This window comes from Nocardia tenerifensis NBRC 101015, from assembly GCF_000308715.1.
Classification (GTDB): domain Bacteria; phylum Actinomycetota; class Actinomycetes; order Mycobacteriales; family Mycobacteriaceae; genus Nocardia; species Nocardia tenerifensis.
Genome location: NZ_BAGH01000093.1, coordinates 34,280 through 60,752, shown reverse-complemented (window position 1 = coordinate 60,752; position 26,473 = coordinate 34,280). Strand labels below are relative to the sequence as shown.

Annotated in this window: 27 protein-coding genes; 15 read left to right on the top strand and 12 right to left on the bottom strand. The window is 68.4% G+C overall.

Annotated elements, in window-relative coordinates; genetic code table 11:
• Positions 1-250 precede the first annotated feature (250 nt).
• The 3 genes from ON39_RS07480 to glpD are packed head-to-tail and all read left to right on the top strand — an operon-like array spanning position 251 to position 4,342.
• The gene (locus ON39_RS07480) at positions 251-1,060 is read left to right on the top strand and encodes an MIP/aquaporin family protein (protein ID WP_040732518.1); all 810 of its coding nucleotides are present in this window, start codon (positions 251-253) and stop codon (positions 1,058-1,060) included.
• 40 nt (positions 1,061-1,100) lie between these two features.
• Complete coding sequence (glpK, locus tag ON39_RS07475) at positions 1,101-2,621, top strand: glycerol kinase GlpK (RefSeq protein ID WP_040732517.1); 1,521 nt, start codon at positions 1,101-1,103, stop codon at positions 2,619-2,621.
• A 41-nt stretch (positions 2,622-2,662) separates the two neighbouring features.
• Positions 2,663-4,342 (top strand): glycerol-3-phosphate dehydrogenase, encoded by a 1,680-nt coding sequence (gene glpD / locus ON39_RS07470; protein ID WP_040732514.1) that lies wholly within the window; start codon positions 2,663-2,665, stop codon positions 4,340-4,342.
• A 126-nt stretch (positions 4,343-4,468) separates the two neighbouring features.
• Here the strand turns inward: glpD and ON39_RS07465 are convergent, their stop codons facing one another.
• Positions 4,469-5,353, bottom strand: coding sequence for a class I SAM-dependent methyltransferase (locus tag ON39_RS07465; RefSeq protein ID WP_040732513.1), 885 nt, complete (start codon positions 5,351-5,353; stop codon positions 4,469-4,471).
• Between the two features lie 93 nt (positions 5,354-5,446).
• Here ON39_RS07465 and ON39_RS07460 point away from each other — a divergent pair, with 93 nt between their 5' ends.
• Positions 5,447-6,094: a class I SAM-dependent methyltransferase gene (locus ON39_RS07460; RefSeq protein ID WP_040732512.1), complete on the top strand. Its 648-nt coding sequence runs from the start codon at positions 5,447-5,449 to the stop codon at positions 6,092-6,094.
• Here the strand turns inward: ON39_RS07460 and ON39_RS07455 are convergent.
• A complete protein-coding gene (locus ON39_RS07455) occupies positions 6,091-6,840 on the bottom strand; it encodes a GNAT family N-acetyltransferase (RefSeq protein ID WP_083894300.1) in 750 nt (249 codons plus the stop codon). The two genes, ON39_RS07460 and ON39_RS07455, sit on opposite strands and share 4 nt — an antisense overlap.
• A 139-nt stretch (positions 6,841-6,979) precedes the next feature.
• Between ON39_RS07455 and ON39_RS07450 the strand changes: the two genes are divergently transcribed.
• Positions 6,980-7,681 carry a M24 family metallopeptidase gene (locus tag ON39_RS07450; protein WP_211336376.1) on the top strand — a complete coding sequence of 234 codons (702 nt, stop codon included), beginning with the start codon at positions 6,980-6,982 and terminating at the stop codon, positions 7,679-7,681.
• 4 nt (positions 7,682-7,685) lie between these two features.
• Here ON39_RS07450 and ON39_RS07445 read toward each other — a convergent pair whose 3' ends face one another.
• Positions 7,686-8,648 (bottom strand): ketopantoate reductase family protein, encoded by a 963-nt coding sequence (locus ON39_RS07445; protein ID WP_040732509.1) that lies wholly within the window; start codon positions 8,646-8,648, stop codon positions 7,686-7,688.
• Positions 8,649-9,097: 449 nt separating this feature from the next.
• Here ON39_RS07445 and ON39_RS07440 point away from each other — a divergent pair, with 449 nt between their 5' ends.
• Together ON39_RS07440 and ON39_RS07435 are read left to right on the top strand one after the other, a co-directional pair.
• Entirely contained in the window at positions 9,098-10,312 is a 1,215-nt protein-coding gene (locus ON39_RS07440) for a L,D-transpeptidase (protein ID WP_040732539.1), read from the top strand.
• Between the two features lie 101 nt (positions 10,313-10,413).
• Positions 10,414-11,805: a pyridoxal phosphate-dependent decarboxylase family protein gene (locus tag ON39_RS07435; protein ID WP_040732508.1), complete on the top strand. Its 1,392-nt coding sequence runs from the start codon at positions 10,414-10,416 to the stop codon at positions 11,803-11,805.
• Position 11,806: 1 nt separating this feature from the next.
• Here ON39_RS07435 and ON39_RS07430 read toward each other — a convergent pair whose 3' ends face one another.
• Complete coding sequence (locus ON39_RS07430; protein WP_040732507.1) at positions 11,807-12,277, bottom strand: winged helix-turn-helix transcriptional regulator; 471 nt, start codon at positions 12,275-12,277, stop codon at positions 11,807-11,809.
• A gap of 96 nt (positions 12,278-12,373) precedes the next feature.
• On the opposite strand from ON39_RS07430, the gene ON39_RS07425 reads away from it, so the two are divergent.
• Together ON39_RS07425 and ON39_RS07420 are read left to right on the top strand one after the other, a co-directional pair.
• Positions 12,374-13,621 (top strand): cytochrome P450, encoded by a 1,248-nt coding sequence (locus ON39_RS07425; protein ID WP_040732506.1) that lies wholly within the window; start codon positions 12,374-12,376, stop codon positions 13,619-13,621.
• A gap of 19 nt (positions 13,622-13,640) precedes the next feature.
• Positions 13,641-14,048 (top strand): PPOX class F420-dependent oxidoreductase, encoded by a 408-nt coding sequence (locus ON39_RS07420; protein ID WP_040732505.1) that lies wholly within the window; start codon positions 13,641-13,643, stop codon positions 14,046-14,048.
• 232 nt (positions 14,049-14,280) lie between these two features.
• Here ON39_RS07420 and ON39_RS07415 read toward each other — a convergent pair whose 3' ends face one another.
• Both ON39_RS07415 and ON39_RS47050 read right to left on the bottom strand, forming a co-directional pair.
• Positions 14,281-15,165, bottom strand: coding sequence for a ketopantoate reductase family protein (locus ON39_RS07415; protein ID WP_051186383.1), 885 nt, complete (start codon positions 15,163-15,165; stop codon positions 14,281-14,283).
• A 240-nt stretch (positions 15,166-15,405) separates the two neighbouring features.
• Positions 15,406-16,278: a hypothetical protein gene (locus ON39_RS47050; RefSeq protein ID WP_051186382.1), complete on the bottom strand. Its 873-nt coding sequence runs from the start codon at positions 16,276-16,278 to the stop codon at positions 15,406-15,408.
• A gap of 137 nt (positions 16,279-16,415) precedes the next feature.
• On the opposite strand from ON39_RS47050, the gene ON39_RS07405 reads away from it, so the two are divergent.
• On the top strand, positions 16,416-16,811 hold the full coding sequence (locus ON39_RS07405) for a GNAT family N-acetyltransferase (RefSeq protein ID WP_040732503.1): 396 nt from the start codon (positions 16,416-16,418) through the stop codon (positions 16,809-16,811).
• 824 nt (positions 16,812-17,635) lie between these two features.
• Positions 17,636-17,989 (top strand): hypothetical protein, encoded by a 354-nt coding sequence (locus ON39_RS07400; protein ID WP_146251209.1) that lies wholly within the window; start codon positions 17,636-17,638, stop codon positions 17,987-17,989.
• A gap of 223 nt (positions 17,990-18,212) precedes the next feature.
• Here ON39_RS07400 and ON39_RS50425 read toward each other — a convergent pair whose 3' ends face one another.
• Both ON39_RS50425 and ON39_RS07395 read right to left on the bottom strand, forming a co-directional pair.
• Entirely contained in the window at positions 18,213-18,341 is a 129-nt protein-coding gene (locus ON39_RS50425) for a hypothetical protein (protein ID WP_255219238.1), read from the bottom strand.
• A gap of 100 nt (positions 18,342-18,441) precedes the next feature.
• On the bottom strand, positions 18,442-18,753 hold the full coding sequence (locus ON39_RS07395) for an EthD family reductase (RefSeq protein WP_040732501.1): 312 nt from the start codon (positions 18,751-18,753) through the stop codon (positions 18,442-18,444).
• Positions 18,754-18,905: 152 nt separating this feature from the next.
• Between ON39_RS07395 and ON39_RS07390 the strand changes: the two genes are divergently transcribed.
• On the top strand, positions 18,906-19,808 hold the full coding sequence (locus ON39_RS07390) for a LysR family transcriptional regulator (protein ID WP_040732500.1): 903 nt from the start codon (positions 18,906-18,908) through the stop codon (positions 19,806-19,808).
• Positions 19,809-20,055: 247 nt separating this feature from the next.
• Here ON39_RS07390 and ON39_RS07385 read toward each other — a convergent pair whose 3' ends face one another.
• Positions 20,056-20,721, bottom strand: a complete 666-nt coding sequence (locus tag ON39_RS07385; RefSeq protein WP_051186381.1) for a TetR/AcrR family transcriptional regulator — start codon at positions 20,719-20,721, stop codon at positions 20,056-20,058.
• Between the two features lie 89 nt (positions 20,722-20,810).
• Here ON39_RS07385 and ON39_RS07380 point away from each other — a divergent pair, with 89 nt between their 5' ends.
• A complete protein-coding gene (locus ON39_RS07380) occupies positions 20,811-21,344 on the top strand; it encodes a nitroreductase/quinone reductase family protein (RefSeq protein WP_040732499.1) in 534 nt (177 codons plus the stop codon).
• Positions 21,345-21,420: 76 nt separating this feature from the next.
• Positions 21,421-21,636, top strand: coding sequence for a hypothetical protein (locus ON39_RS07375; protein ID WP_040732498.1), 216 nt, complete (start codon positions 21,421-21,423; stop codon positions 21,634-21,636).
• Positions 21,637-21,766: 130 nt separating this feature from the next.
• Here the strand turns inward: ON39_RS07375 and ON39_RS07370 are convergent, their stop codons facing one another.
• The gene (locus ON39_RS07370; RefSeq protein WP_040732497.1) at positions 21,767-22,420 is read right to left on the bottom strand and encodes an SDR family NAD(P)-dependent oxidoreductase; all 654 of its coding nucleotides are present in this window, start codon (positions 22,418-22,420) and stop codon (positions 21,767-21,769) included.
• 364 nt (positions 22,421-22,784) lie between these two features.
• Between ON39_RS07370 and ON39_RS07365 the strand changes: the two genes are divergently transcribed.
• Positions 22,785-24,254: an LCP family protein gene (locus ON39_RS07365; RefSeq protein ID WP_040732536.1), complete on the top strand. Its 1,470-nt coding sequence runs from the start codon at positions 22,785-22,787 to the stop codon at positions 24,252-24,254.
• A gap of 40 nt (positions 24,255-24,294) precedes the next feature.
• Here ON39_RS07365 and ON39_RS07360 read toward each other — a convergent pair whose 3' ends face one another.
• Positions 24,295-24,753, bottom strand: a complete 459-nt coding sequence (locus ON39_RS07360) for an SRPBCC family protein (RefSeq protein WP_040732496.1) — start codon at positions 24,751-24,753, stop codon at positions 24,295-24,297.
• A gap of 20 nt (positions 24,754-24,773) precedes the next feature.
• Complete coding sequence (locus tag ON39_RS07355; RefSeq protein ID WP_040732495.1) at positions 24,774-26,435, bottom strand: FUSC family protein; 1,662 nt, start codon at positions 26,433-26,435, stop codon at positions 24,774-24,776.
• Positions 26,436-26,473: the final 38 nt, after the last annotated feature.

Below are 26,473 nucleotides of genomic sequence, written 5' to 3'. Positions count from 1 at the left end.
GCCCCGAAACTAGCCGCCGGATTCGACAATGTCGAACATACGGTGAACAAGAAACAACACCCCCGGCGATCAGTGTGACGTGCGTCATGCCCGCCTCCTCGGCGGCCCGAGAGTAGCGACAGCGGCCGGGGGTATCCAGACCGGGCGTTCAGCATTGTCGAACGCGCGGTATGTCCGGGTTCTGTGCGCCGTCGTAACGTCGGAATCCGCAGGGTCGCGCAGGCGACCGCGGGCGAACGGAGACTCAACGATGAACTTCGGCTCGATCTTCCTGAGTGAAGCACTAGGCACAGGGATGCTGGTCTTACTCGGTGTCGGCGTAGTCGCGAATGTATTGCTGGCCAAATCCAAGGGCTTCGACGGCGGGTGGCTGTTGATCAACTTCGGGTGGGGCATAGGCGTATTCGCCGGGGTGTATGTCGCGTACAAGACGGGCGGTCACCTGAACCCCGCGTACACGATCGGCGTGCTGGCCAGCGGGGCGGACGAGTACACCGCCGGTGTCTCGATCACCGTGGCCACCACCCTCGCCTACCTCCTCGGCCAGCTGGTCGGCGCCTTCGTCGGCGCGAACCTCGCGTACGCCGCGTACAAGCGGCACTTCGACGCGGAGACCGACGCGGAGAAGAAGCTCGGCGTGTTCGCCACGGGTCCCGCGATCCGCAATGTGCCCTGGAACTTCGCCACCGAGGTGATCGCCACCTTCGCCCTCGTGATCGTGCTGCTGGCCATGGGACACACCGCGAGCGGCCTCGGCCCGCTCGCCGCGGCGCTGCTCGTGGTGGGCATCGGCGCCTCGCTCGGCGGCCCGACCGGTTACGCCATCAACCCGGCCCGCGATCTCGGGCCGCGACTGGCCCACGCGCTGCTGCCGGTGAACAAGGGCGCCGCGCAGCCGGCGCGGGCGACGGTGGGCGGAACGACTGAGCCGCAGGCTGATCCGGGCCCGACCGACCAACCCGGTCGTAAGAACTCCGACTGGGGTTACGCCTGGGTGCCCATCGTCGGCCCGCTGGTGGGCGGCGTGCTCGCCGGACTGGCCGCACAGGTCCTTTTCTGAATCAATCTCTCTGTCAATAGTTTTCCTTGAAAGGACCACGATGAGCCAGTACGTAGGCGCCATCGACCAGGGCACCACCAGCACGCGCTTCATGGTGTTCGATCACAGCGGCAACGAGGTCGCCCGCCACCAGCTCGAGCATCAGCAGATCCTGCCGCAGGCCGGCTGGGTGGAGCACGATCCGACCGAGATCTGGGAGCGCACCAGGGCGGTCATCCAGAGCACGCTGACCAAGGCCGACCTCCAGGCGAGCGATCTGGCCGCCGTCGGCGTCACCAATCAGCGCGAGACCACCGTGGTGTGGAACCCGAAGACGGGGCGCCCGTACTGCAACGCGATCGTCTGGCAGGACACCCGCACGGACCGCATCGCCGCCGAGCTCGAGCGCGCCGGACACGGCGACACCATCCGGCACAAGGCCGGATTGCCGCCCGCCACTTACTTTTCCGGCGGCAAGCTGCGCTGGATCCTCGACAATGTCCCCGGGGTCGCCGAGGCCGCCGAGCGCGGCGAGGCGTACTTCGGCACCACCGACAGCTGGCTGCTGTGGAACCTCACCGGCGGGGTGGACGGCGGCGTGCACGTCACCGATCCCACCAACGCCAGCCGCACCATGCTGATGAATTTGGAGACCCTGGACTGGGACGAGGAGTTGCTGTCCATCTTCAAAATTCCGCGCTCGATGCTGCCCGCCATCGCGCCGTCCTCGAACCCGGAGCTGTTCGGAAAGACAAGGGCCGACGGGCCTTTCGGCGGCGAGGTGCCGCTGGCCGGTGTCCTCGGCGATCAGCAGGCCGCCACGGTCGGCCAGGTGTGCTTCCGGCCCGGCGAGGCGAAGAACACCTACGGCACCGGAAACTTCCTGCTGCTCAACACCGGAACCGAGATCGTGCGCTCCGAGCACGGCCTGCTCACCACGGTCGCCTACCGGTTCGGCGACGCCGAACCCGTGTACGCACTGGAGGGTTCGATCGCGGTGACCGGCTCCGCCGTGCAGTGGCTGCGCGACCAGCTGGGCATCATCTCCGGTGCGTCGCAGAGCGAGTCGCTGGCCAGGCAGGTCGAGGACAACGGCGGCGTGTACTTCGTCCCCGCGTTCTCCGGACTGTTCGCGCCCTATTGGCGCTCCGACGCGCGCGGCGCGATCGTCGGGCTCTCCCGCTTCAGCACCAACGCCCATCTGGCGCGGGCGACGCTGGAGTCCATCTGCTACCAGACCCGCGACGTGGTCGAGGCGATGCAGGCCGACTCCGGCGTGCAGCTCGACGTGCTGCGGGTGGACGGCGGCGTCACCGCCAACGAGCTGTGCATGCAGCTGCAGGCCGACTTCCTCGGCGTTCCCGTGTCGCGCCCGGTAGTCGCCGAGACCACCGCCCTCGGCGCCGCCTACGCGGCCGGGCTCGCCGTCGGGTTCTGGAGCAGCACAGACGAACTCGTGCAGAACTGGCACGAAGACAAGCGCTGGAACCCGACCGGATCCGAGGAGCAGCGCGAACGCGGCTACGCCCGCTGGCAGAAGGCCGTGTCGCGCACCCTCGACTGGATCGACGTCGACGAGTGACCGCCGACGCCACCGACGTATTACCGAGTTAGGAGAATTTCATGTCCGCGAGATTGGACCCGGCTTACCGCGCCGACGCGGTGAACGCCCTGGGCGACAACGAAATCGACGTACTGGTGATCGGCGGTGGCGTGGTCGGCGCCGGGGCCGCCCTGGACGCCGCCTCCCGTGGCCTCAGCGTCACGCTGGTGGAGGCCAGGGACTTCGCGGCGGGCACGTCGAGCCGCTCCAGCAAGCTCATCCACGGTGGGCTGCGGTACCTGGAGCAGCTCGACTTCTGGCTGGTGCGTGAGGCTTTGAAGGAGCGCGGCCTGCTGCTGAACAAGCTGGCCCCGCACCTGGTGCGCCCGGTGTCGTTCCTGCTCCCGCTGCAACATCGGGTGTGGGAGCGCGCGTACATCGGCGCGGGCGTCGCGCTGTACGACACCATCGGCGGCGCGCGGGCGCTGCCGATGCACCGGCACCTGACCCGCACGCGCGCACTGGAATTGGCGCCCGCGCTGCGGGAGGACTCGATGACCGGTGCGATCCGCTACTTCGACGCCCAGGTCGACGACGCGCGCCACACCATGACGATCGCCCGGACGGCGGCGCAGCACGGGGCGACCGTGCTCACCCGCACCAAGGTCACCGGGCTGCTGCGCGACGGTGAGCGGGTGGTCGGCGCGCAGGTCACCGACCTGGAGACCGGGCGCGAGTTCACCGTGCGCGCCCGCCGGGTGATCAGCGCGACCGGCGTGTGGACCGACGAGATGAACCGCATGACCGGCGTCGAATTCCCGTTCCACGTGCGCACTTCCAAGGGCGTGCACATCCTCGTGCCGCGCGAGCGCCTCGATCTGGACACCGGCCTGATCATGCGCACCGAGAAGAGCGTGCTGTTCGTGATCCCGTGGCACCAGCACTGGATCATCGGCACCACGGACACCGATTGGTCGCTGGACAAGGACCATCCGGCCGCGAGCAACGCCGACGTGCAGTACATCCTCGATCACGTCAACGCGGTGCTGCGCGACCCGCTGACCCGCGACGACATCGTCGGCACCTACGCCGGGCTGCGCCCGCTGGTCTCCGGCGCGTCGAGCGATACCGCGAAGCTGTCGCGGGAACACGCTGTGGCGGAACCGGTTCCGGGGCTGTTCGTGATCGCGGGCGGCAAGTACACCACCTACCGGGTGATGGCGGCCGACGTGGTGGACGCCGCGGTGGCCGGGCTCGGCCGCGCCGTCGCGCCGTCGGTGACCGAGAAGCTGCCGCTGCTCGGCGCGGTGGGTTACCAGGAGATGGCGGCCGACCTCGACGGCGTCGCGGAGCGCGCCGGCCTGCCGAAGGCCACCGTCGAGCATCTGCTCGGGCGCTACGGTTCGGCCGTGCACGACCTGTTCGAGCTGATCGCCGGGGATCCGGCGCTGGCCGAGCCGCTGACGGGGGCCGAGGAGTACATCGCCGCCGAGATCGTCTACGCGGTCACCCACGAGGGCGCACTGCACCTCGACGACGTGCTCACCCGCCGCACCCGCATCTCCATCGAGGCGTCCGACCGCGGGCTGCTCGCCGCCCCCGAGGTGGCGTTGCTGATGGGCGCGCGGCTCGGCTGGGAGCCGGCCGACGCCGAGCGCGAACTCGGCCGGTACCGCGACCGCGTCGAGGCCGAGCTGGCGGCCAATCAGGCCGCCGACGACGAGGCCGCGAACGCGGCGCGACTGGCCGCCGTCGCCTGATCCGTTCTCCCCCGGCGAACTCGAGCCCCGACTCTTCGGTCGACCTCGGGTTCGCCGGGGAATCGGGTCAGTTCGACGACCTCGTCGTCGAAAGTTCCCCGCGCCATCGATAAACGCTGCGCGCCTTCAATTCTTGTCCAGCGCGAAGTGCCAGATGAGCATGGCGGGTACGCCGGCGGACGCGGCGGCTACGGCCTCCGGGATCATCCGCGCCAGCGACCATGGCCAGAGATCCCACGGGCCAGGGTCTTTCGTCGCTTCGGGGATCGGAGCGGCTGGGAGGCCCGGTTCTTCGCAACGCCGGACCTCAAAACCCAAGGGCAGGGCGGCACGCAGGTAGTCGCCGACCAGGTGGTGGTAGGCGGGGATGCGGCCCGGCTGCCCCTCGGGGCCGCGGACGGTCGGAATCGAGCCGCGCGCAACCGCTTCCGGGTGGGTGTCGGCGATCACCAGATGTCCGCCCGGCCGCAGGACCCTGGCGAACTCGGCGAGCATCGGCGCGACGGACGGATGGTGGTTCAGCGCGAGCGCGCACACGACGAGATCCACCGTGGCGTCGTCCACCGGCAGCCGATGGAGGTCGCCGAGCCGGAATTCGGCCGCGGGCACTCGCTCCCGGGCGAGGGCGAGCATGTCCGGTGAGCTGTCGACGCCGATCACTTGGTGGCCGCGCTCGGCCAGCCACCGCGCGTGCCTGCCGGTGCCGCACGCGGCGTCGAGGGCCACGCCGGTCGGCAGCGGGTCGACGATCTCCCGCACGATCGGCGTGTCGATCTCGAACGCGACATTGCCCGGATTGTCGTACCGCGCGGCCCAGTCCCGATAGCCCGTCACCGTGTCGAATCGGGCGGCGTCCACGGCGGCGTCGCGCAGTGACTCGTCGGCGAGCAGGGCGCTGACCTCGGCGAGGCGCGCGGCCACGAAGTCCCGGTCGTGCTCGCCGGTGAACGCGCGCAGCAGGGCCAAGCCCTCTACGCCGAGGAGATAGGCCAGCGGATGTTCGTAGACCACGGGCGGTGACGATACGAGCGAAACATCGGGCGGCCAAGCGATTTTCCGCGCGATCATTGACCTGAACCCGGGTTCAGGGTGAATCATCCGGCTATGACTCGAACCGCCGAATTCTGGAACTCCACCTATGACAACAACATCGCACCGTGGGTGATCGGTGAACCCCAACCGGCCGTCGTCGCACTGGAGCGCGACGGCTGGATCAGCGGCCGGGTGCTCGAACCCGGTTGCGGGGCAGGCGAACACACCATTCTGCTGACGAAGCTGGGCTACGACGTGCTCGGTATCGACCTGTCCTCCAGCGCCATCGAGTTCGCGCGCGGAAACGCTGCCGCACAGGGCGTTCCGTCCACCCGGTTCGAGGTGCGCGACGCCATCGCGTTCGGCGACGCCGGCCTCGCCCCGTTCGACACGATCCTCGACAGCGCTCTGTTCCACGTCTTCGGCACCGAACCCGACGCGCGCGCCGCCTACGTGCGCAGTTTGCACGCGCTCTGCAAGCCGGGCGGGCTGGTCGTCGTTCTCGCCCTGTCCGACGCCGGACCGGGGTTCGGGCCGCAGATCAGCGACGCGGTGATCCGCGAATCCTTCACCGATGGTTGGGAACTGGAGGAACTCCAGACGGCCGAGTATCGCGGCCTGGTGACCGAGGGCGCGCTCGAACAGAACCCCGATATCGGCGTCGCCGTAGGTGAGAAGATCGACCTCCCGGCTTGGCGGGCGCGGATCCGTCGCGTCTAGTCCATTCCGGCGTGACCGTCCGGGGTCGACTCATCGGTCTCGAGCTCGGCCCCCTTCGGGTGCTCGTCGGCGTGCGTCGGCTTCGAGTGCTCCTCGGCGAAGTCCGCCTCCCCCTGCTGCACCTCGGCCGTGGTCTGGTCCTTCTCCGGTCCGCTCATGCCCGCCGGATACCCGCTCCCGATCCGCCCATGCAGATGCATGTCGTGCCACCCGTCGACATGCAATCCCGCACTGCGCAGCGTCCCTTCGAGCGCGTACCCGAGTTTCGCGGCCACCCGGCACGACGCCTTGTTCGCTACCGAGTGCGTCAGCTGGAGCCGATGGAATCCGACGCCGAAGGCCCAGGTCGTCACTGCGGCGATCGCGCGCGGTGTGACGGCCCGCCCGCGCGCGGCGGGCATCGTCCAGTAGGCGACTTCGGCCTGACCGTCGGCCAACGCCAAACCCTTCAACGAGGCTCTTCCGACAAGTCGCCCGGTGGTGACGTCGGTGACCGCCCAGTTGGCGGCGGCGGCCGTGCTCCACGCCCCCGCCCATGCTTCGAGCCAGCCTTCTACCTCTGCGATCGAGCTCGCGCTGCGGACGTGCCAGCGCTGGATCGAGGGATCGCTGAACGCCTCGAAGACCGCGGGCGCGTCGCCGGTGGTCCATGGTCGCAGCAGTAACCCGTCGCCCGTGGCGATCACCGGCTGGGCGGAGTCGGTGAAGGTCTCGGCGGCGACCAAAGGGGCCGTCAGCACTGGCATGTCGCCGATTCTTCCCGTCCGCGGCAGGCCCCGCGCAAGAAATGTGCTCGGGGCCGGGGTGGTGCGCGGGGTCCTCGCGTGTGGCGGCGCGACAACCGACCGGGCGGTCCTGATGATCTAGGGTCGAGGCATGGAGACGCTGGATGTGGCCGAGGCCGAGCGGGTTTCCGCGCTCCTGGTGGCGGAGGCCAACGCGGTCGCTTTGTTCGACGAGGTGGTCGCGCGGGGGATCATCGCGCCGGGGGCGCGCGAATCGGTGGTCAGCGACGCGGTGCGCGACCTGGCCGACGAGATGTTCGGGACGCGACGGTTCTGGCACAAGCGGATCGTGCGGTCCGGGATCAACACGCTCGAGCCCTACAGCGCGAACCCGCCGGATCGGGTGATCGGCGAGGACGACATCTGCTTCCTCGACTTCGGGCCGATCTTCGAGGAGTGGGAGGCCGATTTCGGGCGCACCTACGTGCTCGGCGACGACCCGGCCAAGCTGGCGCTGCGCGACGCGCTCGAACCCTTCTGGGAGCAGGGCCGCGCCTACTTCGAGGCCCACCCCGACATCACCGGCGACGAACTCTACGGCTGGGTCGCCGAGCAGGCCGCCGCGCAGGGATGGGAGCTGACCGCGGAGATCGCCGGGCATCTGGTCGGCGAGTTCCCGCACAAGCAGATCTCCGGCACGGCCGTCACCTCCTACGTCGCGGCGGGCTCGACGCCGCCGATGCGCAGGCTCGACCCGAAAGGCCGGATCTGCCACTGGATTCTGGAGATCCACCTGGTGGACCGCGCGAACAATATCGGCGGGTTCTTCGAGCAGCTCCTCGATATCCGGCCCGCGCGGTAGCCGTTCAGCGCAGGCCCGCGAGGAACCGCGCCGCGGGCTCCGAGCCGGGCGCGCGGCCCTCGCGGGCAAAGGCGTTGGCCAGCGCGCGGATTCGCTCGTTGATCGGCGTCGGCACGCCGTGCAGGCGGCCGAGCAGCACGATTTCCCCGTTGAGATAGTCGGTTTCGATGGCGCCGGTGCCGCGAGCCAGGCTCTGCCACGACGAGCTGCCGGACCGGCCGGCGCCGCCGATGCGCAGGATGTCGCCGCGGCGTGCGCCGTCCTCGGCCATCGATACGTGCGGGATGCCCGCCGCGGCAAGGACTTCGACGCCCTCGGCGCGAACCCGGTCGAGTATCTCGGCGACGCCGTCACCCGGCTGGATGGTCGCGTCAACCGCGTTGCCGAGGTTCATCAGCAGCTTGGTGTACTTCCACCGCATGATGTCCGGTCGCGGCTCGGCGTGGCAGCCCGCCGAACGGAACTCGGCCGCAAGGGTTTCCGCCGTCTCGTCGACGTCGGCCGGGTACCTGCCGAGATCGAGGATGGCGGGCACCGGCCACGCGCGCGGCTCGACGACGCCGGGCTCTAAATGCGTGGCCGGGAACATCACGCAGACCCCGTACACCTCCGGGAACAGGCGCAGCGCGGCGCGTTCGTTGGCGACGCCGTTCTGCACGCAGACGATCGGCGTGTCCCGATCGACCACCGCGGCCAGGTCACGCAGCGCCGCTTCGGTATTCATGCTCTTCATCGCCAGCAGCACCACGTCGCCCGGCGCACCGTCGAGCTCGGCCGGGCTCGACACGGCGGGTATGGACAACGTCTCGGTCCCGCCGCCGGTCACCAGCCGCAGCCCGTTCGACCGGATCGCCGCCAGATGCGCCCCGCGCGCGATGAGCACGACCTCGTGCCCCGCGCGATGCAGCAACCCGCCGAGACTCCCGCCGACCGCACCCGCCCCGTACACGATGAACCGCTCAGCCATGCCCCCGAGCGTGCCAGTTCGCGCGAGCGGCCGCGCGGCGGCAAGTCGCGCAGCATTCCGTCGGCTGGCCGCGCGTCTCGGCGCGATGGTCCGCGATGCCGGGCACTTCCACGCGCTGCCCCATTGCCCGCCGCCGTCGGCGGCCATAACCTGGATTGTGCGCCATGGTCGGGCTGTGCCGTCGAGGTCGGGGCTCGGCGACCACGGGGGACGAAGTATCGCGTTACCTGATCGGGGCTGTGCCGATGTCGATGATCCTCTACCTCCTCCTGCTGCCGTTCGTCGGCGACGAGGCCGCCCGGCAACTCGCCATCCAGTTCCGGCTGGGCCCCGACAACTGACGGCCCTCCGCTGGCGAAAGCACCCCCTCGCGGACCGGTAAACTTCCGAGCGGGAAAAGTTAGTGGAGGGTGCGCAGCGGGAAGCGCACGGCGAACACAGGAGAAATCATGTCGAGTCGCCGCTTCCGATCCAGCATTGCCGGGATTGTCGTCCTGGTGATGGCCTTGGTGGTTGCCGGTTGTTCAGGTTCGGAGTCGAAGAAGCCGGGATCGGCCGATCCTCCGCCACCCGCGATCGCCATCACCCCGGCCGCCGGCGCGAAAGACATCGACCCCACGGCTCCGGTCCAGGTGAGCGCGGGCGACGGCGTGCTGACCTCGGTCACCATGACCAACGAGAAGGGCAAGCCGATCGAGGGCATCTTCACCCCCGACAAGACGGCGTGGAAGCCCACCGAGCCGGTCGGCTACGGCCACTCCTACACGATCACCGCCGAGGGGCTCACCATCACCGGCCGCAGCGGCCCGGTGACCTCGACGTTCTCCACGCTCACGCCGAACAACCAGACCAAGGTCTACTTCGAGACCACCGGCGGCGGCCTGCTCGACGGCGGCACCTTCGGCGTCGGCGCGGTCATCGCCGCGCACTTCGACGAGGACGTCCCGGACCGGGCCCTGGCCGAGAAGCGCCTGTCGGTGACCACCGACCCGCCGCTGGAGGGCTCGTGGTACTGGCTCGACGACCGCCGCGTGCACTGGCGGCCCAAGGAGTACTACCCGTCCGGCACGAAAGTGAACGTCGCGGCCAACATCTACGCGGTCGACCTCGGCAACGGCCTGTACGGCCAGGAGGACACCAAGGCCTCGTTCACCATCGGCGCCTCGCATGTCTCGATCTCCGACGACAACACCAAGCACGTCGAGGTCTACGAGAACGGCAAGCTGATCCGCTCGATGCCGACCTCGATGGGCATGGGCGGCAGCGAGAATGTCGGCGGCAAGACGATCACCTTCTGGACCCAGCCGGGCATCTACACGGTGATGAGCAAGGCCAATCCGGTGATCATGGACTCGTCCACCTTCGGCCTGCCGGTGAACTCCCGGCTCGGCTACAAGGAGACGATCAACTGGGCCACCCGGATCAGCACCGACGGCATCTACCTGCACGAGCTGGCCTCCACCATGTGGGCGCAGGGCAACACCAACACCTCGCACGGCTGCCTGAACCTCAGCCCGGAGAACGCGCGCTGGTTCTACGAGTTCGCGGTCCCCGGCGATGTGGTCGAGGTCCGTAATACCGGCGGCGCGCCGCTCGAGGTCTGGCAGAACGGTGACTGGGGTGTGCCGTGGGAGCAGTGGCAGCAGGGTAGTGCGCTGAAGTAGGGCAGTGTGGCCGGGTGACGAGGCGGCGTGCTCGAGCGGCAAGGCCAGCACCTTCGGACTGGCTCCCGACAAGCCGGGGCGCTCGCTCGTAGCGTCGGGGTGTGGACGAGAACCTAGCCAACGACCTCGCCGAGTTTCCCGCGCTGCTGGAGGCGGTGCGCGAGTCGGCGACGGACATGCTCACCGGCATCGAGTCGCGCCCGGTCGCGCGGGCGCCCGAAGCCCTTGGGCGCGAGGAACTTCCGGAGCACGGCGTCGGCCTGGCGCGGGCGCTGGCGCGATTCCGGGAAGACTGGGAGCCGCGGTTCTCCGGCAGCGCGGGACCGCGCTACTTCGGCTTCGTCACCGGCGGCGCGACCCCGGCCTCGGTCGCGGGCGACTGGCTCACCGGGGTGCTCGACCAGAACGCCATGTCCGGCGAGGACTCCGCGGCGATCGAGCTCGAGCGGCAGACGGTGGACTGGATCGCGCGGATGTTCGGCCTCGACCGGCACACCGGGGCGTTCGTCAGCGGGGCGACCATGTCGAACTTCGTCGGCCTGGCCATCGCGCGCGAGTGGCTGGGCGAGCGGATCGGAATCTCCGTGGCGGACAGCGGAGTCGGCGCGCTCGGGCCCGTGCCGGTGCTCTCCGGGACGCCGCACTCCAGCATCTTCAAGTCGTTGTCCATGCTCGGAATCGGCCGCGACAGTGTGCGATCCGTGCCGACCCTGCCCGGCCGCGAAGCCGTCGACGTGGACCGGCTCGCGGAGGCGCTCGCCGCGCTGGACGGCCGGCCCGCCATCGTGGTCGCCAACGCGGGCACGGTCAATACGGTCGACTTCGACGATATCCGCGCGATTGCCGCTCTGCGCGAACGCTTTCCGTTCTGGCTGCACGTGGACGGGGCGTTCGGCGCGTTCGCCGCCCTGTCTCCCGAGCACGCCGAGCTGGTCGACGGGCTCGGCGAGGCGGACTCGGTCTGCATCGATCTGCACAAGTGGCTCAACGTGCCCTACGACGCGGGCGTGCAGTTCTCCCGGCATCGCGACCTGCAACTGCGGGTCTTCCTGAACTCCGCCGCGTACCTGAGCGCGCCCACCGGCACACCCGATTTCGGGCATCTGGTGCCGGAGAACTCGCGGCGGCTGCGCGCGCTCACCGCGTGGTTCTCGTTGACCGCATACGGCCGGGCCGGTCACCGAGATATCGTGCGGCGCAACATCTCCGGCGCGAACAGCCTCGCCGGGCAGATCACCGCGAGCGGGCTGCTCCGGCTCGTCGCTCCGGTCCGGCTCAACGTCGCCTGCTTCACGCTGGCCGACCGGCCGACCGCCGAGCGGGTCACCGCCCTGGCCGACGCCATCGCCGAGAGTGGTGAAACCTTTGTGACCCCAACGGTTTACGAGGGCCAGCACGCGTTGCGCGCGGCGTTCAGCAACTGGCGAACTACCGACGCCGACGTCGAACGGGCGGCCAAGGCGATCACCGCCGCCGCGCTCACCCTGGACTGACTCAGCTCGCCGCTTCCGTGCCGGGCATCGGATGGAAGCCAGGACCCGGCCGGGGCTCGACCTCGCGCGGGTCGAGTTCGGCGCGGCAGTGGTCGCACACCATCAGCGGGGTGATCGGGTGGCCGCAGGCGCGGTGCTCGAGCACGATCGGCGGGCCGCCGGGCTCGGTCAGGTGCCGGTCGCCCCAGGCCATCATGGCGATGATGATCGGGTAGAGCTCGCGGCCCGCGGCGGTGAGGTGGTAGTCGACGCGGCCGCCGCCCTCGTCGGTGCGGGCGAAGATGCCCGCGTCGATGAGCATACGCAGCCTGCTGGTGAGCAGGTTGCGGCTGGTGATGCCGATATTGCGGGCGAAGTCGCTGAAGCGGCGCACGCCGAAGAACGCCTCGGCGATGACCAGGATGGTCCACCGGTCGCCGAGCAGTTCGACGACGCGGGTCACCGAGTCGTCGGCCGGGCGTCGCAGGGTCATGCGGATATCTTCGCATTCGTCATCGGTATTGCATTCCTACCGTCAGTATCGGAATAATACTAGTTGTCCGAGCGCGGCCCTTCAGGTGGGAGTCCCATGACGTCAGAACAGTCGACCGCCGACTACATCCGCTTGCTCGACCCGGCCGTGCGGCCGGACCCCTATCCCCTGTTCGCGCGCCTGCGGGAGCGCGGCCCCTTCCGCATCGGCACCGCGCCGGTCGTCGTGGTGACCGGCCACGCCGACTGCACGGCCGTGCTGCGCGACCCGCGGGTGAGCGTCGACCGCTCGCTGGCCAAGCTCCAACTCGGCTTCATGCCGATCTACGACGCCACGAAAACCACTGCGGAGCAGGTGAAACCGTCGTTCCTGTTCCTCGATCCGCCGGACCACACCCGGCTGCGGCGGCTGGTCTCGAAGGCGTTCACCCCGCGCGTGGTGCAGCGGCTCGAGCCGCGGATCACCGAGATCGTCGACGACATCCTCGACAAGTACTCGGCGGCAGGGACTTTTGACGCGGTCACTGACTTCGCCTACCCGCTGCCGGTGACCGTCATCTGCGAACTGCTCGGCGTGCCACTGGAAGACGAAGCGCAGCTGAGCCATTGGTCGTCGCTGCTGTCCCGCACGCTGGACCCGACCTCGCGCCAGGCCCCCGAGTCCCGGGCCGATCCCGCCGAATTGGAGCGCGCCGGAACCGAACTCAGCGTCTACTTCGAGCGGCTGACCGAGCGCAGGCGCGCCGATCCCGGGCCCGATCTGCTCTCACAGTTGATCGCCGCCGAGGACGCCGGGGACATGCTCACCCACGACGAGCTGATCTCCACCTGTGCCCTGCTGCTCGTCGCCGGCCACGAGACCACGGTCAACCTCATCGCCAACGCGACCCTCGCACTGCTGCGCCGCCCCGCCGAGCTTGCCGCGCTGCGCGCGAATCCCGAACGGGCACAAGGGGTAGTGGAGGAGACACTGCGCTTCGATTCACCGGTCCAGCTGATGCCCCGCATCGCCGCCGACGACCTGACGGTGGGCGGGATCTCCGTCGACCGCGGTGACCTCGTCGTCATGCTGATCGCCGCCGCGCACCGCGATCCCGCCGTCTTCCCCGACCCCGACCGATTCGACCCCGCGCGCGACAACCGGCACCTGGCCTTCGGGCTGGGCGCCCACTTCTGCCTCGGCGCTCCCCTGGCTCGGCTCGAGGCGCGAGTGGCACTGACCCGTTTCGCGCAACGCGTCGAAGTGCCCCGCCTGACCACCGATCCGCCGGTGTACCGCGAACACGTGAATTTGCGCGGGCCCGCGCACATGCCGGTCGAGTTCGCCGCAGTCCTGCCGCGCTGATCAGGAATAATTCGACGGCATGAGCTTCACGGACGCCGAAGTCGACTATCTCCGGTCCCAGCCGCTGGCTCGCCTCGCCACGCACAGCGCCGACGGACAGCCGGACGTCGTACCGGTCGCCTTCGAATTCGACGGCAGCTACTTCTGGGTCGGCGGCGGCGAGACCTTCCCCGAAACCCGCAAGGCGCGAAATGTCGCCGCAGGCAACACCGAGGTGGCACTGGTCGTCGACGACCTGGTTTCGCTGAACCCCTTCATCGCACGCGGCATCCGCATCTACGGCCACGCCGAACCCCCCATCGAACGCACAGGCATGGTGGGCCCCGGCCACTACCTACGAATCACCCCCGTCCAGTCCTGGAGTTGGAACCTCGCCGGTGCACCCGCTGGGGACGAGTGGTACGAAAATCGCCACGCCTGGCACTGAGTCCCAATGGGAACTCGTTACCGTCCGCGTCATGTCGCGAACCGTTGTCGGCGGCGAACGCCCTGCGGTGAGTGCGGGCGTTTGTGACCCAGCCGCTCGCTGGGTCAGCCCTGATCCTGGCGGCTCTCGGTGGCCACAGTGTTGCGTGCGCGAGGCCCGGCGGGCGGCCGTAGCCTACCGCCGAGGGCAGCGGGTTCGGTGGCATCGCCGACATAGGTCAGGGTGGCCGGATTCACCGGGGCCGGACCGTCAGTATCCCCTGTGTGCCTTGTGGCGCAGCGGAATTCATCTCATCGATCAGCGCCGCCGGTTCGTCTTTCGGTGCCACCGAGACCGTCCTTACGAACGCTGGTAGCCGGGAAAGTGCCCACAGTATCGCGGCGATCACCGGAACTGGAAGTCGATCCAGGATGGCGAACGCGCTGGGAGTGAGGCTGTTACCCAGCTCGCGGACCAGATGCAGTCCTTCGCGCAGAGCACGGGCCAGCTTCGCCGCCTCATGCCGGTCCACGCCACGGCCGTTACGACTCGCGCTATGCGCCGCCAGCATCAACGGCACGACGAGCGCCACGTGGGTACGCAGCCAACTCTGCATGTCGGGCTGCGTGCTGGAGGGTATCCCGGCCTCGGAGAAGACGGTCGCCCAGCGACGATCCGACACGATGGTCGGTGCACCTCGGCGAAGAATGGTCGACGACAGTTCGCCCTCCTCGATACCGGCCACTATCGCCGGGAAACCGAACACCGCGCGCTGCGTGCCCACCGTGTCACGGAGGCGGTCGAGGGACCGAAAAGTGTTGAACATGAACATGATCGTGTGGGCGGCGCAGTCGGCCAGGCTCGGTAGCAGTACCTCGACCTCCGCCGCGAGAACCGTGACCAGGACGAGATCCCACGCCGTCGTCGGGTCCAATGCGTCGGCGACGTGCACGGCGGCTCGCTCGCCGGTGACAGTGACGATTGCCTCGTCGCAACGCAGTCGCTGCAGGCGGTCGCCGCGAGCGACGACCGTGACATCGTGGCCCGCGCGGGAGAGGTGAAAAGCGAAGGTGCTACCGATTCCGCCGGGACCGATGACAGCGACACGCAATCCGCGTGTTTCGGTAGGATGGGACATCGCTCGTTTCCTGATTATCGGGTGCGCTCCCACCAGTATGAACTTCCCTGCGCGCCTACGCCTTTACTCGGACCGCGCAGTCCATCTCTCCCACGACCGAACCCATCGACTGGGTGACCGCGTCGTCGGCACCGTCCTCCGGCCAGGCACCCGACCCAATCAGCTCGAAAACCTCTGGGAGACAGAGGCTTCCGGTGACCAGGCGGAACACGCGGTCACCGGCATCGCAGGGCGTTCGGCCTACTGGAACCATCTCCGAAACCATCTCTGCCGTGGCTTGTCGGTCGGCGCCAGTTGGACGACGATCCCGCCGAAGCGTGCCTCTGCCATAGTCGCGGGGTGCCCGTCGATAAAACACACGCCGGTTTGGGTGACCTCGACGCATTCTTCGTGCCGGGAGCCGTCGGAGTGCTCGAGCGTGTCGGTGTAATAGGCGATCATTCCGCCACTGAGATGGGTGTTGAAACCGGTGACTCGACGCCCGGCGTGGTCGGTGGTGCGGTTCAGACAGTCTTCACACACCGCACGGGGATAGCGTTCCTGGTAAATGGTCGGACTTGTGCAGTGCGGGCAGGGTTGGGTGTATCGACGCCCCGGGACCGGGCTTTTCAACAAGAAGTCGTTGCGAGCCAGGACTTTACGTCCCCCTTCTCCCGAGTTGCCGTGATTTCGTAGGACGAGGAGCACGAACTCGGCGTAGTCGGCGGTCTTGGCGTCAACCTTCGCGTGCCCGGACGCATCGTCTATGTGTGTGAGGCCGAGATCGTAGGCTTCGAGCGCCATTCGGTGCGCCACCGAGAGTTCGCTGTCGGGGATGTCTCTGTTGTCATGTTCGGCCCGCGCCAGGTGATCGGCGATCACCGCCTCGATGGTGGGTTTGCCTTCCCAAAAGACTCCGCTGCCACGACCGTACGCGGTCACCAGGACATAGCCGTCCATATCGCCGCGGTCTGTTCCGATCGTCTCCAAGAAGGCGAAACCCGCTCCGTGCCGGGCGTTTTCGAGCCCCTGGTGACGATAGGGAACAAGACTGTCGGGCCGCTGCGCCAGATCGCGCGCGATTCGCAACGCCTCGTCGTAGGTCGGCGGAGTGCTCGAATCTGGCCGCTTCATGACCGCTAGCCTAAGGCCGCAACCACGCTCGCAACACGACTTATAGGCCGTCGATCGACCCGGCTCCCGAAATAGCGCACACGCCGCGCAGCTGAAATCGATTGCGCGGCAATCGATGATGACGTTACGTTAACGATATGACCATCGCGTACGAGTGGCGAGGCGACTTCGAGAACTCGGCCGTCAACATACTGCATGCCGAGGGTTTCGATCATCCGGTCCGCGACATCGACTGGCTGACGCAGGTCCACGGTCACAGCCTCGGCTGGGTCTGTGCTCGGCGGGATGGCGAACTCGTCGGGTTCGTCAATGTCGCATGGGACGGCGGAGTTCACGCGTTCATCCTGGACACCGTGGTCAGCCGTGAGCTGCGCCGGAGCGGTATCGGAGCCGAACTTGTCGCCGCCGCAGCCCGGGGAGCTCGCGCCGCGCGGTGTGAATGGCTGCACGTCGACTTCGACGATCACCTACGGACGTTCTACTTCGACGCCTGCGGATTCCAGTCGACCGGTGCGGGACTCATCGCACTCTGAACCCGGGCACCCTGGCCGCAAGACCTCGTAAGGATCTTGAAAGTCATCGTGCATATGTTTTGCCTCGTATCAACCGAAAGATACTCGGCAACAAGAGAATTCGTTGCCAAGATATATCACGGTCGGCGGCGGGAATCGTCGCCTTGGGAGGGGAAAACTGTGTTCACACGTATTGCCGTCGGCGCCGCGATCGCGGTCTGTTCCGCCGGTCTCGGCTTGGGGATGAACGAGGCATCCGCAGCCCCGGCGACCGATCGAGTGCAAAGTGAAGCGACGTATTTCGCAGCATCCTGCGAGGGCAGGGACATCCCCGGTTACCGGTGCCTGAGCTGCCCTCCGGATGCCGGAGGAGCCTGCACGTACCAACGGATACCCCAGCCGAGGAGTGGACCCAAGTCCGGACGAAGCGCCAGCAACTAGTTCGAGTCGGAAAGGTGTAGAGGCAGCACCGGCGGACGGTGACGCCGCGCTACCGCCACCTCCGTGCCGGTCAGGACGAAAGGGGGCGAGCGGGACGGCCAACGGGCAGTCCCGCTCGTTGGCCTTCGGCGACCTGAGCGTGCATGCGGGGCGCCCTTGGACAGTGGGTCGGCAACCGTTTATATGCGCCCCGCTCGCCGCGCGAAAGGCCAAGGTAACGACGGCAACTCGCTACCCGATGGAACAATGAATCCGAAGCCATCTCATGCAATCGCGGCTGAAAGGCTGAAATGTCCCACCGGAAACTTGCCAAAATATCCCTCTGCGCCGGCGCGGTGGCAGCCGCCCTCATCGCCACCAGCGCCCCCGCCACAGCCTCGAACTACATCCCCGTCGAGCTTCCTATGACCACCACGGGCGCCAACGGCCCCGGCTGCTCCGGCGACGTCTGGGCAGTAGGCAACGTCTACCCTGACGGCGATGTCCCCGGCACGGTAGACCTCCAACTCAGAGGCTGGCTCAAGGTCTTCGGCGTTCCCGCCCCTTGGTGTACCCTGGCCCCCACCGTCCAATGGCACAACCTCGACACCGGCGCCACCGGCCAAGCCTCCACCAACCTCGGCGCTTGGCAGCCCTTCTTCTGGTCGGCCCCCGTCGTAGGCAACCTCCGCCTCGTAACCGGCCCCGGCCAAGTCGAATTCACCCTCACCACCGACCTCCCCCACACCCCGAGCGTCACAAACTTCCAAGTGTACTGACGTCAGCCCCCTCGAAAGCTCCTGACCCGCAAGCACTTCAGGCCCTCTGCCGACCGGACGGCAGGGCGATGCTGTGCGCCCAGAACGGAGACGACAGCATCTGGGGCGACGACCGCCATGTGCACCGCGGTAGCGCGGGCCCAGCGACCGGCGACAGCAGCCAGCCCGCAACCTCCGCCGGTCCACCGCCGATCGCGGAGCCCGCGGCGGAGGGAACGAGACCCTAGATCGCCTGGCAGACGCTGCCGGTATTGATGCCAGTGCCGACGGTGAACATGACACTCTCGGAGTCGTTGCCCTGCATGATCACGATCTCGCGGGTGCCGACTGCGGTCGGCGTCCAGCGCGCCACCTGCGTCCGTCGCCGCGCACCTTGATGCCGAACCGACGGTTGCGCCGATAGCCGGACCTACGGCCCGGGCCGAGCGCGACCCGGGGCGTGCCGTCCTACCTCAGCCGGTCCCGTCCTGCACCGCATAATCGATGACCACCACACCGCCGGTGGCGTAGTTGACGACATCGGCGGCTGCTCGCCGGCCGTACTCCGATGCCCGCGACGCGGCCAAGGCGGCGGCGTCAGCGAAGTCGGCTTCGAAGACCGCGAAATACGGCGCTTCTCCGTTGGGCGCCGCTACGTCGAAGCTGTATCGCCACCCGAGCAGGCCGGGCCACTTGGTGACCAGCGGAAGGTGGTTGTTCACGTAGTAGTCGCGGAAGTGGTCAGGGTCGGCGGGCTCGGGATACAGGACCAGCAATTTATGCATAACAATCTCCGTTCAGATCAGAGGGGTGGGTGTTCGGTACCGCGGTCGGTTGAATCGTCATATGCGCAGGTTAAGGGTCGATGTGTGGTCGAGGGAAAGACCGGCACGGGATAGACTCAGAACAGATCGTTATCAATCGACGGGGAGAGCATGTGGCGCCGGATACGGTGAGCCTGCGGTACTTTCTGGTGCTGGCGCAGGAGTTGAACTTCACCCGCGCGGCCACCCGGATCGGGATCGCGCAGCCCGCGCTCAGCGCCCGGATGCGCCGACTGGAAGCCGAACTCGGCACGAGCCTGCTGGCCCGCAACACCCGTAGCGTCGTATTGACCACCGCCGGCGCGGCTTTGGCGGAATCCGCGCCGCCCGCGCTGGCGGCGCTGGACCGAGCATGGGACACCGCCCGCAATGCCGGGGCCGGCGAACTGGGCACCCTGCGCATCGGATACAGCCTCAGCACTGGGGCCGAGACGGCACCGGCCTTGGTGGACAAGCTCATTCGCGACAGCCCGGGACTCGAAGTCAGCGCGGCCCCGATGCCGACACCGGAGATCTCTGCCGCAGTCGCCGACGGCCGCATCGACGCGGGGATCACCCGCGGTGAACAGCCGGGCCGGGGCGTACGCCGATTCCTGCTGCGGCGCCAGCGCATCGGAGTCCAACTGGCACAGCATCATCCGCTGGCCGAACACCCGCAGATCGAGATCGCCGATGCCGCCGCCTATCCGCTACGACTGCCCGACCGTGCGGCCAACCCCGTGATCCACGATCAACTCTCCGCCCTGTTCCGCGACATCCGGCCCAGTCCCCGATTCCACACCCCCGCAGTCTCTTTCGACCTGTCCCAGCGCGACCTATACGACGGACTCACCCTCGCCCCGGCCGGCGAAGCCGCGATCTCGACACAACCGGCCGGTCTCACCTGGCGACCGCTGCATGGCGCACCCAACCTGACCATCCACCTGGTCCTCCCGCGCGTGCAGTCACCACTACACCGCCGCATCCGTACCGTCGCCAAAACGCTGGCACACGAACTGAATTGGCTGCCGAGCTGACACGCAGCCGGTCACACGAGGCGGCCGTTACGAGGCCACCACACCACCAGAGCCAGCTCCGGCGTCGATGACGCGGGCACCGCCTCCGAAACTGCCGGAGCGACAGCCGATGGTGATGCCGCCTAGATCCAAAACGTTGCCCTGCCAGCAAATCAGCTCAAGGGTCTCAGATGCTCGCGAGATCAACTGACGGCCAAGGGCTTCGGCGGTACCGATCGCACGAAACGCGGCGAGTGCGGATGTCTGATCAACCAGACGCTCGTTCCGGACCGGCCTTCGAGTTCGCGGGGACCCGGCTGATGTCCGGTGAGATATCGGCGGGAAGCGGTGGAAGGTCGGCACGCAGGCCGTCGAGGGAGATGCGCAGCAGTCGGCGCCACATGTCCGGGCGGCATTCGCCGGTGATCTGGACGGCGTGGCCCAGCGAGACCAGCAGAAGCAGTAAGTCGTCGGCGGTCACTCCGGGGCGCAACTGATCCGTGGCGCGGACGCATAGCTCCTCGATGACGAGGCGGAGCCGCCCAAGGCCCTCCGGGTCCGGAACCGGCACGGCCAATGCGAAGTGCTCCATGATCGCGCGGTGGTGTGCGTAACCGGTCAGGGCCTGGTCGTAGAAGTCGATCAGTGCCGCCCAGGGATCCTCGGCGTCGGCCGCCGCCGCGCGCGCAGTTTCCGCCCACTCCGTGAAGTCCTTGCGCAGCACCGTCCGGACGAGATCCTCCTTCGTCGGGAAGTGCCGATACAGGGTGCCCATGCCCACCTCGCTGCGGCGGGCGATTTCACGCACATCCACCGCGGTGCCCTGCTCGGCCAGCACCGCGGACGCGGCATCGACGATGGTCTCGCGATTGCGGATCGCGTCCGCTCGGGGCGCGCGCCGCCGACTAGCGCTTTCCGATCCGGTCACTGCCATGCCAGAAGCATATCTCCTTATCCGGAGCATGCGCTCCGCCTTGTGTTAGCTTTTAGGAGCGAGTGCTCCGGATAACAGAAGAGGATGCGATGTCTGATCAGTCCACGGCCGCCTACGAGGCCGACGCTCCCGATATCAACAATTGGAACGCCCGAGTCATCGCGGAAGTCCGGGCGAACGCCGGGTATGCGGCGTGGAGCAGCGAGGCCGATTTCGCCGCGGGCCGCCCGGTCCCGCCCCGCATCCCCGGTCTCTACGACGGACACCCGGGCATGCCGCTCATCCTGGTCCACCACACCGGAGCCAAGTCCGGACGAGCACGGATCAGCCCGTTGTTCTATCTACCGGTCGGCGACAACTGGGCCGTCTTCGCCACGCACGGCGGCAGTCCGCGCCACCCGGCGTGGTACCGCAACTTGATGTCCAACCCACAGATCACCGTCGAGACGGGCACCGAAACTGTGCCAGCCGTAGCCCGGCTTACCGAAGGCGCGGAGCGCGAGCGCATCTGGGCCGAAGAGGTAGCGCTCGTCCCGAAGTTCGCCGAATTCGAGACGGCCGCAGGCAGACAGATCCCGGTCGTCGTGCTGGAGCGGGCCGATGCGAACGAGGTGCGCGCATAAACGGGACCGGCAGTTGTTGCTGTGTCCGTTCGATGCTCGCTCACCGGCGGGAGCTTCGGACGTAGGGTGAGGTGCCATGGAGTCGGACAGCAGGTTAGAGGACTTACGATCAACGCTTTCCTGTGTTTTCGAGAAGCTCGGGGCCGAGAGCCTCACCGAGCCTGACCGGGTCGAGTTGGTGGCGCGCGCCGAGGTGGTGCAGGACCAGATCGACGCGATCCAGGATGTCGTCTACGACGAGGACAGCAGATGCGTGCAGACGCCTGAGCCTTCGGACGATCGGCTGTTCTGAGACGGCGCTGCAACGCGAGTCTCCCTGCACTACCGCGCGTTCATATGGTGGCTACGCCGACCGATACGGCCCGCACTCGAACTCGGCGCCCGCCTCGACCGATACGACCGTCTCCTCGAGGAAACCCCGGTCACCCGTTGAACGACGTATGCGGCGTCCAATCGTCGAGTGGGCGGACGGCGGCGGCGTGCAGCGCTTCGGCGACCCGCTCGCGAGTGAACGCACCCTCGTCGAGCACACCGTTGATCTGCACCGCGACGGCTCGAATCCCCTTGGGCGCCAAGGTGGTATCGAGACTGGTGACCAGATTGCGGACGGCCGCCTTCTGCACGCCGAGGGACGCGGCGCGGTGCCAGGGCTTGTCCGCGGCGGCGCTGCCGGTGACCAGCACCCGCGCGCCTTCGGCGAAGAACGGCAGCGCGGCCTGCACGGCGGGCAGCAGCGCGGCGGCGCCGATGGTGAAGTCCTCGATCAGTTCCGGCACCGACAGCTCGAGCGGATCCGCCTGCCGGAACATGCTCGGGTTGAAGTGCAGCACGTCGATCTGGCCGTGCTGCTCGCCGACGGCGGTCACCACGCGCGCGATGTCGGCCGGGTCGGACAGGTCGACGCCGACCCCCTCCGCGTCGAACCCCTCGCCGCGTAGCTGTGCGGCCAGCGGCTCGGCCTCCTCCGGCAGACGGCAGGCCAGGAAAACCGCGTAACCGTCGTCGGCGAAGAGACGGGCGACGGCCAATCCGACGCCGGGACCGGCGCCGAGCACGAGAAGCACGGGAGCAGACATGATCTCGAGCCTAGGCCCTGCGCCGAACGCCGGATGGGACTTCGGCACAGGGCCTCGAGCCGCCGCGTAATCGCGGACAGGGTTCGCCGGCCCGGCTCGGCGAGGTGCTCGATGCCACCGTATGACCAGCGATGATCCGGGTGTTACGCGCGCGTGCGTACTCTCGATTGGGTCGGATGAGGAACAAGACGGCGAGGAACGATCCGTGGCGCGAGTGCCGAGGAAAGCGCAGGGCACAGAGTCCGCGGAGAACATCGATGACGACACGGTCGAGTTCGACCGGGTCACCGAGCCCGCAGCGGGTCGTGCGCGGCATCGGCGCACCGCGCGCAAGGCGGCGGCGAAACAGCATCGGGCCCGCGGGGTGGCGAAGATTGCGGTTCGGGTCGTCGTCTCGGTGACCGCGCTCGCGGTGCTCTCCGGCACCGGATTCGCCTGGTCGGCCAAGGTCGACTTCAACAACGGATTCAACCGCTCGGACGCGATCGGCGCCGACGCGCCCCACTCGCTGGGCGGCGACCTCAATATCCTGCTGATCGGGTTGGACACGAGGAGAGACCAGAACGGCAACAGCCTGCCCAAGGACATCCTCGACCAACTGCACGCCGGCGACAGTGACGACGGCGGCTACAACGCGAATTCACTTATCCTGCTGCATATTCCGGCGGATATGAAGAAGATCGTCGCCTTCTCCATCCCGCGCGACGACTATGTCGCGGTCTCCGGCATCCCGGGCTACGACCACATCAAAATCAAAGAGGCATACGGACTGAAAAAGGCCGACACGGAGGCGAAGCTGATCGCCAAGGGTGAGAAGGACCAGATCACCCTGGAGCGGGCGGGCCGCGAGGCGGGGCGGGCGTCGATCGTGTCGACGGTCCGCACGCTGACCGGTGTGCCGATCGACCGGTTCGCCGAGGTCGCCCTGGTCGGGTTCTATCACCTGGCCGACGCGCTCGGCGGCGTCGACGTGTGCCTGAACAAGGCGGTCGACGACAGCTACTACTCCGGCGCCAAGTTCCCCGCCGGACCGCAACACCTCAATGCCTCCGACGCGCTGGCGTTCGTCCGCCAGCGCCACAACCTGGAGAACGGCGATCTGGACCGGACGCATCGGCAGCAGGCCTACCTCACCTCGGTTGCCAAGTCGCTCAAGGACTCCGGGACGCTGACCAATATCGGCAAACTGAACGAGCTGATGAAGGTGGCGCACAAGGACGTGGTGCTGTCCGACGGCTGGGACCTGGTCGACTTCGCCGAGAACCTCGGGTCCGCCGGCTCGATCTCGGTCGAGTTCCGGACGCTGCCGGTGCTGCGCTACGACAACATCAACGGCCAGGACGTCAACATCGTCGACCCGGCCGCGATCAGGAAAGAGGTGCGGTCCGCGTTCGGGATCGAGACGCCGAACACACCGGCGCGCACCCCGACCAGCACGGTCGACGTGCAGAACGCGGGCAGCGCGACCGGGATGGCGGGCAAGCTGTCCGCCGCGCTGACCGAAAAGGGTTATCGCGAAGGCGAAGTCGGCAATCGCGGCGTCACCAGCACGACGACCACGGTCACCTACGGCGCGGGCGCCGAGGCGGACGCCACCCAAGTGGCCGAGACGCTGGGCGGACTCACGCCGACCGCCTCGCAGAGTCTCGCGCCGGGCCATATCCAGGTCGTGCTCGGCAGCGATTTCACCATGCCCGCCGAGCTGGCCGCGAGCTCGACCACCACGACGACGCCGTCCACTCAGCTGACGCCCACCACCACGGGCGAGCCCGCCCCGGACTCCGGCAAGCCGCTCACGACGTCGATCGGGAGCACGGTGCCCTGCGTGAACTAGGCCGATCTCGAGTCCGCCCGGATTCGGGCTTCGAGATCGCCTAACCCTGTTCGACGAACGCCTTGATCCGGTTCAGCGTCTCGCGCATTCCCTCGACGTTGGTCTTGCCGCGCGCCCGCCCGGCCAGCAGCCAGTAGATCCGCAGCACCGGGTTGTCGTGCAGGCGGAACGACTCGGTGACGTCGGTGCCGCCCTCGACCGGCTCGAAGCGGTAGGTCCAGGTGTTGATCGACATGCCGCCGGGTCCGAGCACCGTGAAGGCGAACTCCCGCCCCGGCTCGCACGCGATGATCCGGCACACGGTCCAATACTTCAGGCCCCAGCCGTTGCGGTTGACGTGCCCGCGGAACTTCACGCCGACCGCGGGTCCGGTCGCGCCGCCGAGCCACTCGGCGGCGAAGGTCTCCGGGCTGAAGCGTCCGGTGTTCGTGATGTCGCTGACCACCTCCCAGATTTTGTCGGCGGGGGCGGCCATTCGCACTGTCACACTGTCCTGCATGCTCGAACGCTAGCAGGCCGCTACCGGGTGCTGGCGTGCGCGGAAAGCGGTGTGAGCGCGTCGAATGCGGCGTCCCAGCGGTCCGGGTCGGGCAGTTGCGCGCCGGGCGGCAGCTCCCAGTAGGCGGCGAGCAGGTCGTAGCCGAGGTGCGCGGTAGCGGCGTGCGCGGGCCAGTGCGTGGCGGTCCACGCCGGATCCTCTGTGGCCGAGTCGCTTCCGGCGCGGGCCACGCCGACCAGTTCGAACTGCAGCTGCTGGGTGAGCGCGACCGCGGCGGCGCCGGCGGGCTCGCGGCGCGCGGAAGCCAGCAGGGCGCGGGCGACGGTGCCGACGCGAAACTCGATCCAGCGGAAGGTACGCCGATGCGCGCGCGGGGCGACGACGTGCGGGACGAGCACGGCGACACCGACGCCTATCACGGTCTCGATGAAGCGATCCCGGATCAGCGGCGCGACGGCTCCGCCGGGTGCGGGGCCGACGGCGAGCAGCGCGATCGGCGTGAGGAAGATCGCGGCGAGCGCGTAGTTGCGCGGCACGAACAGCTCCATGCCGAACATCAGCCCGGCCACCAGCGCGATGAGGGCGTAACCGGTGAACGCGAGCTGGTGCACCACCGCGAACAGCCCCAATCCGACGACGGTGCCGACGAAGCGGTGGATGCCGCGCACCTTCCCGCGCACCCGATCGGGGCCGATCTGCAACACCATCAGCGCGGTGAACACCGCCCAGTGCGGCCGGTCCTGGCCGAGCAGCGCGCTGAGTCCGCCCGCGACCAGACAGGCGACGCCGACGCGGAGGGCGCTGACGGCGGCGTGCGAGTTCGGCGACAGCGAGCGACGCAGACGGAACAGGACACCGGGACGCACGAACGAAATCAGTGGGTCGACGACCAGGTCATTGGTGTCGTCGTAGGCCGGACCCGCGAGCCGGCGTCTGGCCTCGACCAGCGTGGCGAGCAACTCCGAATCCGGCGCCCGGCTCGGCAGTCCCGCGTCGTAGACGGCGGCCCACGCCTCGGCGACCGCGCCGCCCGCCTGGTGGCGCAGGTCGATGGCGGGCCGCCCCGACGCGCGCGCCGACAAATAGGCGTCGACGGCGCGGACCGCGGCCTCGACGGCGACCCGCTCGGGCTTGCGCCGATCGCGCAGCACGCCGGCCATCGACACGAGCACCGACACGCCGGCGCCGAATGCCGTGCAGGACAACAGGGTCGAGGTCGATATGCCCGCCTCGGCGGCCATCATCGCGCCGCCGCAGGCGATCACGAAGAGCAGCGCGCCCGGCGGGCCGAGCCGCAGCGCGTCGATCGCGTAGACGGCGACCACCGCGACGACGGTCAGCGTGGCGACCGTGATCAGCGAGGCGCCGAGTCCGCCGGCGAGGCCGTGCCCGAGAGCGGCGCCGAGGCCGCAGGACGCGAGCAGCGCGAGGCCCGCGGCCAGGACCACCCACGCGCGCATGCGATACGCCCTGCGCTCCCCGTACATGACCGCGAACGCGCCGAACAGCACGAACAGTGCCTGTCCCGGGTGTCCCGCCGCGACCAGGACGGCGGCGGGCAAGGCGAACGCCAGCGCGGATCGCAGCCCCGGACTCCAGCGCCGTCCCGCGGGCGGGAGCGCGAACAGCAGTGCGCCGATTCGTCCCCGCGGCGGCAACGGGTCGGAGACGGACAGGGCCATCGACTTCCTCTCTGTTCGTCGGGCGGTTGACCTTTCCA

What these genes read in the sequence shown, in the direction of transcription:
- ON39_RS07480 (WP_040732518.1), top strand. Translation starts at nt 251, where the DNA reads ATGAACTTCGGCTCGATCTTCCTGAGTGAAGCACTAGGCACAGGGATG.
- glpK (WP_040732517.1), top strand. Translation starts at nt 1,101, where the DNA reads ATGAGCCAGTACGTAGGCGCCATCGACCAGGGCACCACCAGCACGCGC.
- glpD (WP_040732514.1), top strand. Translation starts at nt 2,663, where the DNA reads ATGTCCGCGAGATTGGACCCGGCTTACCGCGCCGACGCGGTGAACGCC.
- ON39_RS07460 (WP_040732512.1), top strand. Translation starts at nt 5,447, where the DNA reads ATGACTCGAACCGCCGAATTCTGGAACTCCACCTATGACAACAACATC.
- ON39_RS07455 (WP_083894300.1), bottom strand. Translation starts at nt 6,840, where the DNA reads ATGCCAGTGCTGACGGCCCCTTTGGTCGCCGCCGAGACCTTCACCGAC.
- ON39_RS07445 (WP_040732509.1), bottom strand. Translation starts at nt 8,648, where the DNA reads ATGGCTGAGCGGTTCATCGTGTACGGGGCGGGTGCGGTCGGCGGGAGT.
- ON39_RS07440 (WP_040732539.1), top strand. Translation starts at nt 9,098, where the DNA reads ATGTCGAGTCGCCGCTTCCGATCCAGCATTGCCGGGATTGTCGTCCTG.
- ON39_RS07430 (WP_040732507.1), bottom strand. Translation starts at nt 12,277, where the DNA reads ATGACCCTGCGACGCCCGGCCGACGACTCGGTGACCCGCGTCGTCGAA.
- ON39_RS07425 (WP_040732506.1), top strand. Translation starts at nt 12,374, where the DNA reads ATGACGTCAGAACAGTCGACCGCCGACTACATCCGCTTGCTCGACCCG.
- ON39_RS07420 (WP_040732505.1), top strand. Translation starts at nt 13,641, where the DNA reads ATGAGCTTCACGGACGCCGAAGTCGACTATCTCCGGTCCCAGCCGCTG.
- ON39_RS07415 (WP_051186383.1), bottom strand. Translation starts at nt 15,165, where the DNA reads ATGTCCCATCCTACCGAAACACGCGGATTGCGTGTCGCTGTCATCGGT.
- ON39_RS47050 (WP_051186382.1), bottom strand. Translation starts at nt 16,278, where the DNA reads ATGAAGCGGCCAGATTCGAGCACTCCGCCGACCTACGACGAGGCGTTG.
- ON39_RS07405 (WP_040732503.1), top strand. Translation starts at nt 16,416, where the DNA reads ATGACCATCGCGTACGAGTGGCGAGGCGACTTCGAGAACTCGGCCGTC.
- ON39_RS07400 (WP_146251209.1), top strand. Translation starts at nt 17,636, where the DNA reads ATGACCACCACGGGCGCCAACGGCCCCGGCTGCTCCGGCGACGTCTGG.
- ON39_RS07395 (WP_040732501.1), bottom strand. Translation starts at nt 18,753, where the DNA reads ATGCATAAATTGCTGGTCCTGTATCCCGAGCCCGCCGACCCTGACCAC.
- ON39_RS07385 (WP_051186381.1), bottom strand. Translation starts at nt 20,721, where the DNA reads ATGGCAGTGACCGGATCGGAAAGCGCTAGTCGGCGGCGCGCGCCCCGA.
- ON39_RS07380 (WP_040732499.1), top strand. Translation starts at nt 20,811, where the DNA reads ATGTCTGATCAGTCCACGGCCGCCTACGAGGCCGACGCTCCCGATATC.
- ON39_RS07375 (WP_040732498.1), top strand. Translation starts at nt 21,421, where the DNA reads ATGGAGTCGGACAGCAGGTTAGAGGACTTACGATCAACGCTTTCCTGT.
- ON39_RS07370 (WP_040732497.1), bottom strand. Translation starts at nt 22,420, where the DNA reads ATGTCTGCTCCCGTGCTTCTCGTGCTCGGCGCCGGTCCCGGCGTCGGA.
- ON39_RS07360 (WP_040732496.1), bottom strand. Translation starts at nt 24,753, where the DNA reads ATGCAGGACAGTGTGACAGTGCGAATGGCCGCCCCCGCCGACAAAATC.
- ON39_RS07355 (WP_040732495.1), bottom strand. Translation starts at nt 26,435, where the DNA reads ATGGCCCTGTCCGTCTCCGACCCGTTGCCGCCGCGGGGACGAATCGGC.